The organism is Okeania hirsuta, assembly GCF_003838195.1.
Classification (GTDB): domain Bacteria; phylum Cyanobacteriota; class Cyanobacteriia; order Cyanobacteriales; family Microcoleaceae; genus Okeania; species Okeania hirsuta.
On sequence record NZ_RCBY01000095.1, the window covers coordinates 1 to 13,850 of the forward strand.

A 13,850-nucleotide genomic window follows, 5' to 3' on the forward strand; every position below is an offset into this window, starting at 1 on the left:
AGCTGCTATATAATTGAAGTAGTGTATGAAAAAACGAATCAGCCACAAATAAACTCAAGATATGTAGCCGGAATAGACTTAGGAATTGACCGATTAGTTGCTCTATCTACAAATAAGCCTGGTGTCAAACCACTGCTGATTAACGGGAAGCCACTAAAAAGTGTCAATCAATTATATAACAAGCGTAAAGCTAAGTACCAAAGTCATCTCAAAGGCAACAGAAAAACCAGTCGTAAGATTGAAGCATTAAGTTATCATAGAAATCGTTTTGTTTCCAATTATCTGCATAACACCAGTAAGTTAGTGGTTGAGTATTTAACCACAAATAATATTGGTACTGTAGTCATAGGAAAAAATGATAACTGGAAACAAGGTGCAAATATAGGCAAAAAAACAATCAAAACTTTACCCAAATACCACACTCTAAGCTAATTCAACAGATAACTTATAAATGTGAACTTGCTGGTATCAAAGTTATGGAGACAGAAGAAAGTTACACCAGTAAAACTTCTGCACTTGATTTAGAATTGCCCAGGTGCCATGAGAATTATGTGGGAAAACGAGTCAAACGCGGTTTGTTTAGAAGTGGAACTGGTAAAGTGATTAATGCTGATATCAACGGCAGTCTTCAAATAATTAGAAAGAAATTCCCAGAGGCATTTACTGCCGAGGGAATAGTGAGCTGTGCCGTACAGCCTGTATTGGTTAATCCAATATTAAGATAAAAGCTGTCACGATTTTCTACAGTTTTTTTCGTACGGTTCAGAATTAAATTGATCTCGGCTAAAGCAAGCAGGAATTGAGTTTGTGCATGGTGATGTGCGAAATGCCGAATATCTGGAACCAACGGCACTACAACCCGATTTAATTTTAGAGTGTTCGGCGGAGCCATCAGTTTTGGCAGGATATGCTTCTCCAGGCTATGTGCTGCAAACGAATCTAGTAGGAACGATTAACTGCTTGGAATTAGCTCGGCAAACTGAGGCAGATTTTATTTTTCTATCTACCAGTCGGGTTGATCCCATTGCTTATCTGAAGGCTCTAAAGTTTACCGAAACAGAAACCCGCTTTCAACTGATGGAACAACAGCCTTTACAGGGGGCATCCAGTCAGGGAATTTCCGAAGAATTTCCTTTAGATAAAGCGCGCTCTCTCTACGGCTCAACCAAGCTGGCATCAGAATTACTAATCGCTGAATATGCCAATGCCTACTCCATGAGGACCTTAATTAATCGCTGTGGAGTGCTAACTGGTCCCTGGCAGATGGGCAAGGTCGATCAGGGAGTATTTGCTCTATGGATGGCCTGTCACTATTTCCTGAAACCATTGAAATATATCGGCTATGGCGGTACAGGCAAACAGGTTAGAGACTTCTTGCATCTGGCCGATTTACTAGACTTAATTGACTTACAAATTCACAGTTTGGAGGAGTTGAAAGGACAGACTTTTAACGTGGGTGGGGGAGCCATTAACACCCTTTCACTGCATGAAACTACCGAGCTTTGTCAGGAAATTACCGGGCATCAGATTTCCATTACTCCCGTTCCCGAAACTCGCCCTGGAGATGTTCCTATTTTTGTTACAGACTCCCGCAAAGTTATGGCCGCTACTGGATGGCAACCCCAAAGAGATGCCAAAACGACTCTCAGTGAAATTTATGAATGGATTGAGCAATTTAAGGAACAACTCAGCGATGTTTTTATAGGATGAGCGGGGGCATTTGAACAGAAACCTACGCTTATATTGAAAAGCTTACCAAGCAATAGTTTCAAGCTGTGTAAAATCTAGAATTTTCCTAGATAATTTGAAGTATGACATAAATTCTCTAACGAGTTTAGGTTGTTTCAAACGCTGAAAAATCAAAACCGTAGGTTTTTTCAAATTGGTATCAGTTAATCTTTCAAATCAAGAAAAAATGAATTTATTGATTTTCAGACAGCGAAAAATAAATTTCCTAAAGTTTGAAATAACGTTATTTCGTCAATACACAAAATGGCAAAGTTTAGAATGAAATAGCCCTGCTATAGAGTGAGTCATTTTTTAAGTATCTTTCTATCAAAATTATCGCGACAATATCATCTACTGGTTTAGGTGGAATTCTCATTCCTAAAGGAATTAGACGAAAAATACCTTGAGGAGGATACATTTGCCAATAGCGATCGCGAGCTTCTAAACTAGAATAACGTTCATCTATTTTGATTATTGGTACTGTTTTTGAAATGATTTTTGTGAGGCTTTGTTTCCAAATTTTTGAGGTGGTTTGGTCGCCAATCACTATTAAATCAATGTCAAACTTTTGATATAAGTTTTTAATTGTTTTGACAACTTCTAGAGATTCTATAACTTGGTGGTAGTGTAGTTTTTTTTCTCTATCCATAAGTGCAATACCACACTTTTGGCTACCTGGGTCAAATCCTAAAATCATGTTTGGATATCTTTATTTGCTGACTAGATTAATCTTTTTTATTTAAATTTTACTTGTTGTTGTAGCTTTTCTCAGTTGCAGAAATTAAGCAATTAATAATTAACAATTAATAATTACTTATCCTGAAAATTATCGGATTGGCGAACAGTTTTTTTATACTTAATGTGATTACCGAATAATTAAGATTTAAACCCTCTCCTTTTAAGGAGAAACAAGAAAAAATTTTCCTTTGATTAAATCCTCTTCCTTTTAGGTAGAGGTAATTATCAATTATCAATTATTGAACACAACCCCTTTATAGTAGTTAACTAAATTCCATATTATATAAAAAATTTTATCTACTAAAATAAGGGTGGTGGTAACCGGATTTAATATTATTTTTTCTATAAAAAAAATGCTTTAAACCTTAATTATTCATAATGTAATTTTTTTTAGGGAGTACATAAAAGGCAAGGTATAGCAGTCGAAGGAAAGGTTAGGACAGTTCAAAAGTTTAAAACTCAGACAAAGTAATACTTTTCCTTCTTCCTTCTTCCTTCTTCCTTCTTCCTTCTGCTATAAAATGCTATATTTTTAATCTTTTAATATTTTTTGACGCTCTATTTGCATTTGTTCAATTTCTTGTCTCAGGATTTCTTTTTGTTGTACTATACTATTCAGTTGGTTTTGAGTTAAATTAAGTTCGGCTTCAGTTCTAGCTTTTGCTTTTTGAACTTGCCTAAGTTCTTCTTGAGTACGGATTTTTACTGCTTGAACTTGATTTAATTGCTCTTTGGTTATTTTGAGTTGGGATTCTGTTTCTGCTTTTTGGACTAAAGCTTTATCCAAAGACTGATTAACTTGATTCAATTGAGTTAGAGCTAATTCTAAATCAGCTCTTGCTTTTTGTAATTCATTTTTGATTCGGGTGGTTTCAAATTCAGCTTTTGTCACTTCCTTGCGAGTTTCATTAAGTTTGGTTTGGATTTCATCTATTCTGAAAACACCTTTTCTTAATGGTTTGCTAGTTGCAAATAGGATAGCTAAAGTTAAAGCTGAAAGAATACTGCCAGTGACCATGGTGACCAATGCGGCAGTATCGCGGGGCCTAAGATTAAAAAGTCGTAGTCTTGCTTTACCTACTTTTGTACCTAGGCGATCGCTAATAGTAGCGATTACACCGCCTAGCACCAGAATTGCTAATACTAAGATAATACCGGCGGTCATTAATGGCTGCTGGTAGTAATTTAATTATGAGGTTGCCTTTAGTTTATTATCTCAGACTATATGCCTAATATCAAAAATTATAGACAGTAATTATTTATTTGACTAGCTATTAAATATAAAATTCTCTTAAATATAAAATTCTCTGGTTTCTATAAGGCAATCTCTTTACTTAATTAATATTTTATTTTAAGAGAAAATAGTATTATCTCCTCAGATTGCCATTATAAAATTTTTTTAGTTTACCCTCAGCAGTTATTTCATCTTGATTTTTACAGATATTTGTGTCTCTAAATCAGGTAAATTGTTGACTTAAAGCCACTGGGTTATGTACTGTAATTTTCTTCTTGTGAATAGATATCATTCCATCTTGCCGAAGGTCTCCAAGCAGACGAGTAACTGTCACCCTTGTTGACCCAATTGCTTCTGCAATTGCTTGGTGAGACAATTTCAAGTCTATGGTAATCCCATCTTTGCTAGGAACTCCAAAATCTCGACAAAGGATTAATAAAAAGCTAACCAGTCTAGACCCCATATCCCGGTGTGCCAAAGTTTCAATCATCATCTCTGTCTGTAAGATTCGAGATGAAAGTCCACGTAATAAAACAACTGACAAATCTGGATCTTCTCTGAGAGCTTTCTCCACCTGGTCAATTGGCACAGATATTAATTCTACAGGGGTAAAAGCTACTGCATGGTAGAAACGGTCAGACTTATGGCCTGTAATTAGAGACAATACTCCAAATACACTATTTTCCCGGAGTAAGGCCACTGTAATTTCATCTCCTGCTTCATACACCCTCGATAGCTTCACTGCGCCTTTAATTAGAACGTAGACGCGCTCTGCAGGGTCTCCTGGAAAAAATATTGTCTTGCCCCGTTCAAAAGTTTCTACAACTGGCGGATATGACCCACCAGATATATTACGGAAAACTGCTGCTAGCGGTCTATCATGCGTCACGACCAATTTCCTTACTCTCTAATAACTAACTAAACGTCTCTTAACCTTAATAGCTCAGTTCCTGAAATATACTATTAAGTTTCTACATATTGCTATATATATATTTAATATATTTAATACTTACTTTACTTTTATATTCATATATATTAGGGCAGTGAAACCGAGAAATTCAATTTCTCATTATGGCCATAGGTGCTAATATTATCTATAAATTTGCCTAATGTCAAAGATGCTATGTATTATAGCTTCTAAGTATGAAATTAAATTTTAGACTTTATTATTTGATTGAAAATTTTACTATAGTTTCTCAATAAATCAAGGTATTATGTTAGATTTAACAGGAAAAAATGCTCTAGTAACAGGTATTGCGAATAATCGTTCTATTGCGTGGGGAATTGCTCAACAACTCCACAAAGCAGGAGCAAATTTGGGGGTCACTTTTCTCCCGGATGATAAGGGTAGATTTGAAAAGAAGGTTTGGGAATTGGTAGAACCTTTGAGTCCTTCTTTATATTTACCCTGTAATGTTCAGGACGACGAACAGGTGAAGGCTACTTTTGCTGGAGTAGGGGAAAAATGGGGTAAGTTGGATATTTTGATTCATTGTTTGGCCTTTGCTGGTAAGGAGGAATTATCTGGGGATTTTAGTAATACTACTCGTGAAGGTTTTACTCGTGCTTTGGAAATTAGTTCTTATTCTCTGATTGATTTGAGTTCTGAGGCGAAGGAACTGATGACTGAAGGAGGAAGTATTGTCACTCTCACTTATTTAGGGGGCGTGCGGGTAGTTCCTAATTATAATGTGATGGGCATTGCTAAGTCTGCTTTGGAAATGAATGTTCGTTATTTAGCTGCGGAACTTGGTCAGAAAAATATTCGGGTTAATGCTATTTCTGCTGGTCCAATTAAAACTTTGGCTTCTTCGGCAGTGGGAGGTATTAAGGATATGATTCATCATGTGGAACAGATAGCTCCATTACGTCGGACTGTGACTCAAATTGAAGTTGGTAATACTGCTGCTTTTTTATGTAGCGATCTGGCAAGTGGCATTACTGGTCAGGTTATTTATGTGGATGCTGGTTATGAAATTATGGGAATGTGATTTTTAAGTCAAAATTCAAAATTCAAAAGTCAAAAGTTAAGGATAGCCAAATTGGTAGGGTGCGTTAGACGGCTTAAATTTAGACTATGAAAGGGATTCAGTAATCCGTCGTCACGCACCATTTTAGGTATGTCCTTCCACTACTGGACTAGACTTCTCAACGGTGCGTTACGGCGCAACCTAATATTTGACAGTTCAATGGTAGTTTGTGGTAAGCGCCTAACGCACCCTACTGGACTGTCATTTGATATTTTTCATCATTCTCAACCTACCTGTGAAAAATTAAAATTCAAAATTTATATTGATATTTTTATTATGCAGATAAGCGATCGCCATTCTTCATCTACTCCAGCAAAACTGAATTTGCCTGCCAGAGTTGCTTCGGTGAAACGGACGACTGGGGAAACTGATGTAACTGTTACTCTTAATCTTGATGGTGTGGGTAATTGTAAGGCTAATACTGGGATTCCTTTTTTAGACCATATGTTGCATCAAATTTCTTCTCATGGACTGATTGATTTGGAAGTTCATGCTGTGGGGGATATTGAAATTGATGACCATCATACTAATGAGGATGTGGGGATTACTTTGGGCCAGGCTTTAAAGCAGGCGTTGGGCGATCGCAAGGGTATTGTGCGTTTTGGTCATTTTTTGGCTCCTTTGGATGAGGCATTGGTTCAGGTGGCCTTGGACTTTTCTGGTCGTCCACATTTGAGTTATGGTTTGGAAATGCCTACTCAACGGGTTGGTACTTATGATACTCAGTTAGTGCGGGAATTTTTTGTGGCTGTGGCAAATAATAGTTTGATGACTTTGCATATTCGACAGTTGGCTGGAATTAATTCTCATCATATTATTGAGGCAGGGTTTAAAGCTTTTGCTCGTTCTCTACGGATGGCTACGGAAATTGACCCCAGGCGAGTTGGGGAAATTCCTAGTTCTAAGGGAGTTTTGTAAGAAAGGAGTCAGGAGTCAGGAGTCAGGAGAATGAAGTTATTCAAAATAAGCTGGCTGGACTTGTTAGTATTAGTGAATTTAAACAAGAATATCCTTCTAATCCATTAGACAAATAAGCAGTCATATCTACACTATGCTGCTCCCCAAGAATCAGCTATTCCTATAGAAGACTGGGATATGGAGAATTGTTGTGAAGAGGTTTTATGATTGTTTTGGACACTCATATTTTTGTTTGGTGGAATTAGAATGACCCTAAACTAACCAGTTACTATCTCTTTATTTCTATTCTATGTCCCTATTTCCTATTCCCTATTCCCTATTCCCTGTTTCCTAAAAGCAATGATTTATTATGGTTTAAACTGTTCAAGCTCAGGATATTACTCTAGAAGAATTACAAGAAAACTTTGAACTTCAACTAACAACTGATAGTCAATTTTTTCGGGAATGGCAAGACAATTTACCTTCTGTAACTGATGAAGAAAAACGCAGTTTAGAAAGAGTTAGAAGTAACTATTTTAATTTAGTTAATCGTCGCCCTTTATTGGAAGAGGGAGTCAAATTGGTTATTTTAGCACCTTTACTAGATTTAGCTGGATTTTTTAAACCTCCCTTTTCGATAATAACTGAAACTTCTGTGGAAATTTCTGATGAAGATAATGATTTAATTGTTAGAGGTAGAATAGATGTTTTAGTTCTGCAACAGAGATTTTGGATATTGGTTATTGAATCCAAAAAGACTAAATTTGATGTTACGGCAGCTCTACCTCAAGCTTTAGTTTATATGTTGAAAAATTCCCAAAATCATCGCCCAACGTTTGCTTTTTTGCTTAATGGTAGAGAGTTTGTTTTTGTTAAACTTCAAAAAGCAAATGTTCCTATATATAGTCGTTCTTATGCTTTGTCTATTGAGAAAGAAAATGAATTAGAGCAAGTTTTAGCAGCTCTCAAAAATATTGGTAATTTAAGTTATCAGTTATCAGTTAACGGTTAAATGAAACTGATAGCTGATATAGCAATCCTATTTTATTCGTGTCAAAAATCTTACTGCTTTTTAGGCAACAGGCAACAGGCAACAGGCAACAGGTGGGAGTTTCAGTTTTTTGATTTACTTTTTGATTTGTTACGACATATTTAGGATTACTATAGCTAACAATACAGAATGCTTACGATAGATTTAAGCTATTAGCCAATGAATTTATGGTTGTTTGGCAAGCTCAAACTAAGCAATGGTTAACTACAACCGATAAAGTTACTGCTTTGATTAATTTCCTTTCGGAAGAAAAACGGGTGGAACTCTTAAACTTTGCTCTAGGTCTAATTGAAAAATCCTAGAAAAAATTTTCTGCATTCGATTTGCTATTCCTAATTTGAGGTCTAATTTATGTTAGATAATATTGTTAAAACGATTATTAATGCTGCTAAATCTGCTGTTCCTCAAGCGATCGATGCAGCTCAACGAAATGAACTTGTTGTTAATACTTTAAAAAAATTAAAGCTTGACCCCACACAACCTCCGAAAGATGTTGATGGGGTTTATATTTATGCTTTGGTGGAATATGGTGTTGGTAAGGATGAGGCAATTTTGAAGCTTTTTCGGGAGAAACAAATAAAAAATGATTTTTGGAGTGCCTATTCTGCTAATTCTCCTATCAGTTTCTGGAATAAGGTTGATGATTTTATTGAATCTTATGCTTTGGGGGATGAAATAAAAGAATCCCAGATTAATATTCGGTCAGAATTAGAAGAGTTTGGTCAAGTTTTTATTCGTGTGGCAAAGCGGACTAAATCTCCAGAATTTCGCCCTTATCCAGATTGGAATTTTGACGAAAGTTGGTGGCTGCAAGCGGGAATAATTTTATGTATTTGAGTCGGGTGTTGGGTGGTATCCCCCCTACTGTTGTAGGAGTGTGGGAAGAGGGGGAAGAGGGGGAAGAGGGGGCGAATGGCATTCGCCCTTGGGACTTCTCTACGGCAGGTTTAGAGGAATATTACCACAGTTTGTGGCCAAAAATGGCAGGTGACGGTTTGTCAGAAATTGAGTTAGAAGTGCTGAGAGTGTTAGTTGAGCAAGAAAAAGCAGTTTCCGTGGAGACTATAGCTCAATTCATAGATGTGGATGAATATGATGTGGAAGAAGTGCTGGAAAGTTGGTTGGAATTTTTACATTGGCAAGAAATTGGGGGAGAAATTTGTTATAGTTTGTATCATTGGAGTTTCCGTGACTTTTTGCAGCTTAGGGTTTAGTATTCTCTACTGATATCATTTCTCAAAAACTTTTCTACATTTTATTGAGTAGTAGGGACGTTGTATGCAACGTCCCTACAGGGAGGGAACCCCCCCTAACCCTACCGCTAATACACTCTACTGGACCGACAAATCTAAAATGGTGCAATAGAAAATGGGGGGGGTGGGGGAATGAGGTGAGGGTGTGATCTCAAATCCGTTTAATTGGACATAAAAAAAATCTTCAATCGCCATAACTACGTTTATTTTTGTAATTTTTTCTCCTCCTGACTCCTGACTCCTGACTTCCCCTCCACCGGAGGGGTTAGGGGTGGGTTGACTCCTCCTAACTTAACAATTCTATGGCTGTTTAACCGGATTTGATATGATGGGATGATTACGAAAAAGGCTAATGCACTATTTTAGTGAAACAGTCCACTACTGGACTATTGACGGTGCGTTACGCTGTCGCTAACACACCCTACTGGACTTGTGGAAAAAATGCTGGATAAACAAAAGCAAAAGCGGTGGAACTAGGGATAGTTGTACCATCGAATTCTTCAACAATAACGGTTTGCATTTGACTGTCCCATTTAGCGCGTATTTTTCGCCTATTAAACTCTACAATTTTTTCTTTTAGTTGCTTAATTTCTGAATGTAAAAACTGAACACTACTACCTGAGAAATAATTTTCAGGTGTTTCTCGGTCTGCTTCCCAAACATAGCTAATAATAGCCTTGGGATGTTGGTTAAGTTGTGCTTGATTTCTGACTGGAAAAATCAACATTTTATCGGTATAGTAACTGCCATAAGGATAGTTAAAATAGTCACGTTTATAACCTGTTTTTGTAGATAAAATCTTACTATTAGGATACACTGCTAACCAATTTTCTAGAGTAGTTTTAATAGCAGAAATTCTATTCAAATTACTGTTAACATTCTGACCAAGAATACCAATAGCCCAAGGTTGAGAATAAAGAGTACTATTAGAGCGGTCATACATAACTAAACAACTTTGATAAAGTTTGCCAGAAACTCCATAAGTTGTATTGCCACGTTCAAATGCGATTATAGTGTCACAAAGAGGGCAATAAGAAACAGTAATATTCATTCCTCCTACTGTATCATTAACAATTTCATGCCAATTCATAATGCCAAAAGGATAAGCAACAGCTTCACCGTTTATTTCTATACCAATTACTGTTTCATTAGTGGGAAAAGGTGTTGTTGTCGCCGTATCAAATTTCGGATTATCAATAGAAGGAATACCATTTTTTGGCGGTCCGCCATTCAAAAGTTCAGCTAAATTAATTCGACTATATTTCTGAGGGTCGAGATTTTGTGCTTGAATATCTTGGAGTTCTCTATCTTGATTATTGAGATATTGTGTGAGATTAAAATAGCGAAGTTTAAAGTTATTCCAGCTACCTGCTTGTAAGACTATAGAACTCAAACCCAAGCTAGCAAATAAAGCAGTATTGAGAATTATTTTAGCTACTTTTTTCATAATTCAATAAGGAAGGAAGAAGGAAGAAGGAAGAAGAAGGAAGAAGTAATATCGTCCGCTTGAATACTTATACTGCTGATAGCTAATAACTGACGGCTGAATGCTTACGTTTATTTATACTATAATTTGAATATTTTCTTGAGAATTATCAGGATTTTTACCTAAAAATTAAGGTATAAAGCCTCTCCATTCATAGAGAAAAAAGCGGTCGAGGGGTGGTGAAGTCTCCTCGCCAGATTCAATCAACCAAGAAAATAAAAAAAATCCTTTTAGCCAATCCTCTTATTTATAAGAAGAGGTAATAATGAACAATTAATAATTAACAATTAATTGTTGAACCTACTTTATTTTTATTTTGTAAAATTACAATATTTTCAGTTTTAAGAATGCTGTACATACCTTAAATTTAACTGAGTTAAAAATGAAGTTAAGATAAATAATTAGGGTTTGCTGAAAAAGTCTTATGGGTGAGGGTAGAAGACAGGAGACAGGAGAAATAGGAATGAGCGAGGAGGTAGGAGCTAAGTTTTGTCCCTAGATTTTTCTGCCCAACTATGAGCCTAAAATACGCTCCTTTTTGAGCGTGAAGAGCTGATTCCCAGGCACTGCAATTCGACTTCAAAAAGGCTAAAAGCTTTATCTGTAAATACTTTTAGATTTAATCAGCAAGCCCTAATTATATCTTGTCATTTCAGTTATCATATAGAACCCAGTTATATAAGTTATATAATAGTATGTTGATAATTCTATAATTACTCCCTACTCCCCTACTCCCCTACTCCCCTACTCCCTACTCCCCTACTCCCTACTTCCTATTTTGTAGAAGATATCTATTACATCATATCTCTTTCAAATTAAAATTCAGAAATTGATTTTTCTCCTTCCTGTTTCTGTGCTCGAACTAAAGGAATTAAATAATTATGAGCTAATTGATAGCTATCTTGCGGTAAATCTGGCAGCAGTAAAATTAATCCTCGAGCAACTAATACATCTAAAACTAAATCTAGTTTATGGCGTTGCATTAATAACTCTGATGCTAATTCAGCATGAGTTTTTAGAGGGCGAGTACCATGTTCATTTGTTAATAAGTATAAGACAGATATTGCTGTTCGTCCGTTCAGAAAGCCACAATCTTTTATTACTCCATCTAAAAAATTTATTGTGAGTTTTTTGATAGGATTATCTCCTAATTTATGGTATGCTTCAACAGTTGTAATTGCTTCTTCTTGAAGTTCAGTGCCTACTACTTGCAATTCTATCGGACTTACTGTATTATCTGCTGAACTTAAATCTTTTACTACTTGAGAAATTAAATCTGGCTCCCAATTTAATTGAGCAGGTTCAATTAAGTTTTTGATAATTTCTTGACTATGATTTGGCTCAAAATTACTTATGTAGTAAAGAATTTCCTTAGATAAAATTTGATAGTTAATTACTGCTTCTAAGTTTGTCAGGCGGTCGCATTCTAATAAGTAATGTAAGTAATCTGTTTGGATAGATAAAACTACTTTGACAAAATTCAAGCTTAAACAGTCATATAAAAATTTATAAAGTGGTAGTCTTTGAGCTGGTTTGGGACAGACAGTAAATAACTCTTCAAACTGGTCTAAAATTAATACTTTTAAATTATTTTTTTGATGTTTTTTACGCAATGTTTCTAGTACATATTCTAGATTCCAAGTTGCAGAGTCAGAATTTCTCATCCAATCTGTATAGACTCGTAGTGGTATGAGTGAAATTGCTTGATTATCTTCTGAATTTTCTGCGAGTAGAGTAGGTATTAACCCAGAATTAATTAAAGAACTTTTACCCACACCAGAGACACCATGTATAATTATTAGTTTATGGTTCTGGCTTTTGATTCTTGCCACTAAATTATTCACGTCTTCTAGACGACCGGAAGTTTTAATTTCTCTAGGAATTATCGGACTATTATCAGATTTTTGTTGTGGTTGTAATGGATTTATTCCTATAAAAGCCTTTAATCCATATTGATGCTCAAGTCGTAATTTTTCTTCTTTGATTCTGGCAGATTTTCCATATTTGTCTTGGTCAAAATAAAGTTTTTTTAATGCTTTTAGTATGGAAATATAAGAGTGTAAATTATGATGGGGGCTTGTTTGTTGTCGCGCTTTTTCTAGTTGATTAACAGTAGCTTGCCACTCTTCTAAATTACTTTGAGATTCACTTAAAATTGAGAAATAAGAATTCTCATATTGTGCAATTTCTACAGGATTTCCCATAGATTGATTTTGAATGGCAACTGCTAATTCTGCTAATTGACTAGCATGGTCCCATTTTGACTCGTGCATTGCTGCCTCAGCCAAAAATCCGTAATCTTGAGCAATTTGCTCTTCTGTACCGTAAGTTAAATGTAGTTCTAAAGCGCGTTGAGCAAGCTTGTATAAATCGCTCCATGCTTCTAATTTTTTCAGAACTTCACCTTGCTGAATGATAAATTTAGCTACTAATTCTTGTCGGTCTATTTGAGCAAATAAATCTAGGCTTTGCTGAAAATTATTTTGTGCTTGTTGCCAATAATTATTTTTTTGTTCTACTGGAATGTTTAAATTGCCTTGATGCTCATAACATAATCCGATATAAAAGAGGACAATTCCTATTTTTTCTAATCTTTCATTGATTTGTTGAGTGACTGCTTCCCCTGGTAAATTTTTTGTACTTTTTTCCCAGATTAATAGGCTATTTTTAAACTTATTTAATCCTTGCTCTATTTGATGATTAGCATACTCTTCTCGACCAAGAATAAAATCTATATTGGCAATGTGTAATGGTAATATTGGCTGTATTTTATAATTACTATATAACTGTTCAATTGCTGCTTTTAGTTGTTGGCTCTCTGTGGCATTCAGAATATTTGAATTGCTTTGAAACTGAATAATATGAGAATCTAAAAGATTAGAAAAAATTTTACTGGTACAGTCTTCAATTACACTAATAGCTGTAGTATAAATAAGTTGAGCTACATTTTTTGCTTGGTATTTATCAGTCATAGCTAAGATTTTTAATTTTTACTAACAGGCCAAAGAGTCTGAATTGATCTTTTTCAATTATGGTAATTAGTTTTAATTTTAATTCATTTTAACACTTGTCAGGATTATAAGTAATACCAAATTAATAAATATTTGCTACAAATAGCTAGGATATTTCTTAGGAGTCAGGAGTTAGGAATACCGAGTCAGAATGAATAGCTTCAATACCATTTTTCAGGTCGAAAATCATTCTTTTTGTCAAAGGACATATCCTGCATTTGTTTTTTTATTCCTCTTATTATTCGTAACATTCTTTTTTCACACTTGGTATAATATCATGTCCGGTTAAATACTTATAAATAATGATGAAGGTGTCAGGTGTCAGGTGTCAGGTGTCAGTAGGGAAGAAGAAGGAAGAGGAAAAGAAAGTTTTTTATCACCCTATTAAACGGACATGATATAAATATCAAATTTTGTAGAGA

Annotated in this window: 14 protein-coding genes; 9 read left to right on the forward strand and 5 right to left on the reverse strand. The window is 35.3% G+C overall.

Features of this window, described 5'->3' with window-relative positions; translation table 11 throughout:
• The 3 genes from D5R40_RS16665 to D5R40_RS16675 all read left to right on the forward strand — a co-directional run.
• Window positions 1-432 (forward strand): transposase (locus D5R40_RS16665; RefSeq protein WP_153183485.1); only part of this gene is annotated, 432 nt, incomplete at its 5' end.
• A 44-nt stretch (window positions 433-476) separates the two neighbouring features.
• Window positions 477-725 carry a hypothetical protein gene (locus D5R40_RS16670; RefSeq protein WP_240039144.1) on the forward strand — a complete coding sequence of 83 codons (249 nt, stop codon included), beginning with the start codon at window positions 477-479 and terminating at the stop codon, window positions 723-725.
• A 73-nt stretch (window positions 726-798) separates the two neighbouring features.
• The gene (locus D5R40_RS16675; protein ID WP_124146910.1) at window positions 799-1,710 is read left to right on the forward strand and encodes an NAD-dependent epimerase/dehydratase family protein; all 912 of its coding nucleotides are present in this window, start codon (window positions 799-801) and stop codon (window positions 1,708-1,710) included.
• Between the two features lie 292 nt (window positions 1,711-2,002).
• On the opposite strand, the gene D5R40_RS16680 is transcribed toward D5R40_RS16675, so the two are convergent.
• From D5R40_RS16680 to ntcA, 3 genes are all read right to left on the reverse strand, one after another.
• Window positions 2,003-2,425, reverse strand: a complete 423-nt coding sequence (locus D5R40_RS16680; RefSeq protein WP_124146909.1) for a pre-16S rRNA-processing nuclease YqgF — start codon at window positions 2,423-2,425, stop codon at window positions 2,003-2,005.
• Between the two features lie 573 nt (window positions 2,426-2,998).
• Window positions 2,999-3,631, reverse strand: a complete 633-nt coding sequence (locus tag D5R40_RS16685) for a DUF3084 domain-containing protein (protein ID WP_124146908.1) — start codon at window positions 3,629-3,631, stop codon at window positions 2,999-3,001.
• Between the two features lie 292 nt (window positions 3,632-3,923).
• Window positions 3,924-4,589: a global nitrogen regulator NtcA gene (gene ntcA, locus D5R40_RS16690; protein ID WP_445974436.1), complete on the reverse strand. Its 666-nt coding sequence runs from the start codon at window positions 4,587-4,589 to the stop codon at window positions 3,924-3,926.
• A 325-nt stretch (window positions 4,590-4,914) separates the two neighbouring features.
• On the opposite strand from ntcA, the gene fabI reads away from it, so the two are divergent.
• The 6 genes from fabI to D5R40_RS16720 all read left to right on the forward strand — a co-directional run bounded on the left by fabI (window position 4,915) and on the right by D5R40_RS16720 (window position 8,892).
• Window positions 4,915-5,691 (forward strand): enoyl-ACP reductase FabI, encoded by a 777-nt coding sequence (fabI, locus tag D5R40_RS16695; RefSeq protein WP_124146906.1) that lies wholly within the window; start codon window positions 4,915-4,917, stop codon window positions 5,689-5,691.
• Window positions 5,692-6,006: 315 nt separating this feature from the next.
• Entirely contained in the window at window positions 6,007-6,648 is a 642-nt protein-coding gene (gene hisB / locus D5R40_RS16700; protein ID WP_124146922.1) for an imidazoleglycerol-phosphate dehydratase HisB, read from the forward strand.
• A 559-nt stretch (window positions 6,649-7,207) separates the two neighbouring features.
• Window positions 7,208-7,639: a type I restriction endonuclease gene (locus tag D5R40_RS16705; protein WP_511035239.1), complete on the forward strand. Its 432-nt coding sequence runs from the start codon at window positions 7,208-7,210 to the stop codon at window positions 7,637-7,639.
• A gap of 206 nt (window positions 7,640-7,845) precedes the next feature.
• Window positions 7,846-7,980 carry a hypothetical protein gene (locus D5R40_RS41150; RefSeq protein WP_275670438.1) on the forward strand — a complete coding sequence of 45 codons (135 nt, stop codon included), beginning with the start codon at window positions 7,846-7,848 and terminating at the stop codon, window positions 7,978-7,980.
• 49 nt (window positions 7,981-8,029) lie between these two features.
• On the forward strand, window positions 8,030-8,515 hold the full coding sequence (locus D5R40_RS16715; protein WP_124146905.1) for a hypothetical protein: 486 nt from the start codon (window positions 8,030-8,032) through the stop codon (window positions 8,513-8,515).
• Window positions 8,506-8,892 carry a Holliday junction DNA helicase RuvB C-terminal domain-containing protein gene (locus D5R40_RS16720; RefSeq protein WP_124146904.1) on the forward strand — a complete coding sequence of 129 codons (387 nt, stop codon included), beginning with the start codon at window positions 8,506-8,508 and terminating at the stop codon, window positions 8,890-8,892. The genes D5R40_RS16715 and D5R40_RS16720 overlap by 10 nt, the downstream gene beginning before the upstream one ends.
• A gap of 460 nt (window positions 8,893-9,352) precedes the next feature.
• Here D5R40_RS16720 and D5R40_RS16725 read toward each other — a convergent pair whose 3' ends face one another.
• Both D5R40_RS16725 and D5R40_RS16730 read right to left on the reverse strand, forming a co-directional pair.
• Window positions 9,353-10,378, reverse strand: coding sequence for a DUF3179 domain-containing protein (locus D5R40_RS16725; protein WP_124146903.1), 1,026 nt, complete (start codon window positions 10,376-10,378; stop codon window positions 9,353-9,355).
• A gap of 854 nt (window positions 10,379-11,232) precedes the next feature.
• Window positions 11,233-13,389 carry an nSTAND1 domain-containing NTPase gene (locus tag D5R40_RS16730; protein ID WP_124146902.1) on the reverse strand — a complete coding sequence of 719 codons (2,157 nt, stop codon included), beginning with the start codon at window positions 13,387-13,389 and terminating at the stop codon, window positions 11,233-11,235.
• Between the last annotated feature and the right edge of the window lie 461 nt (window positions 13,390-13,850).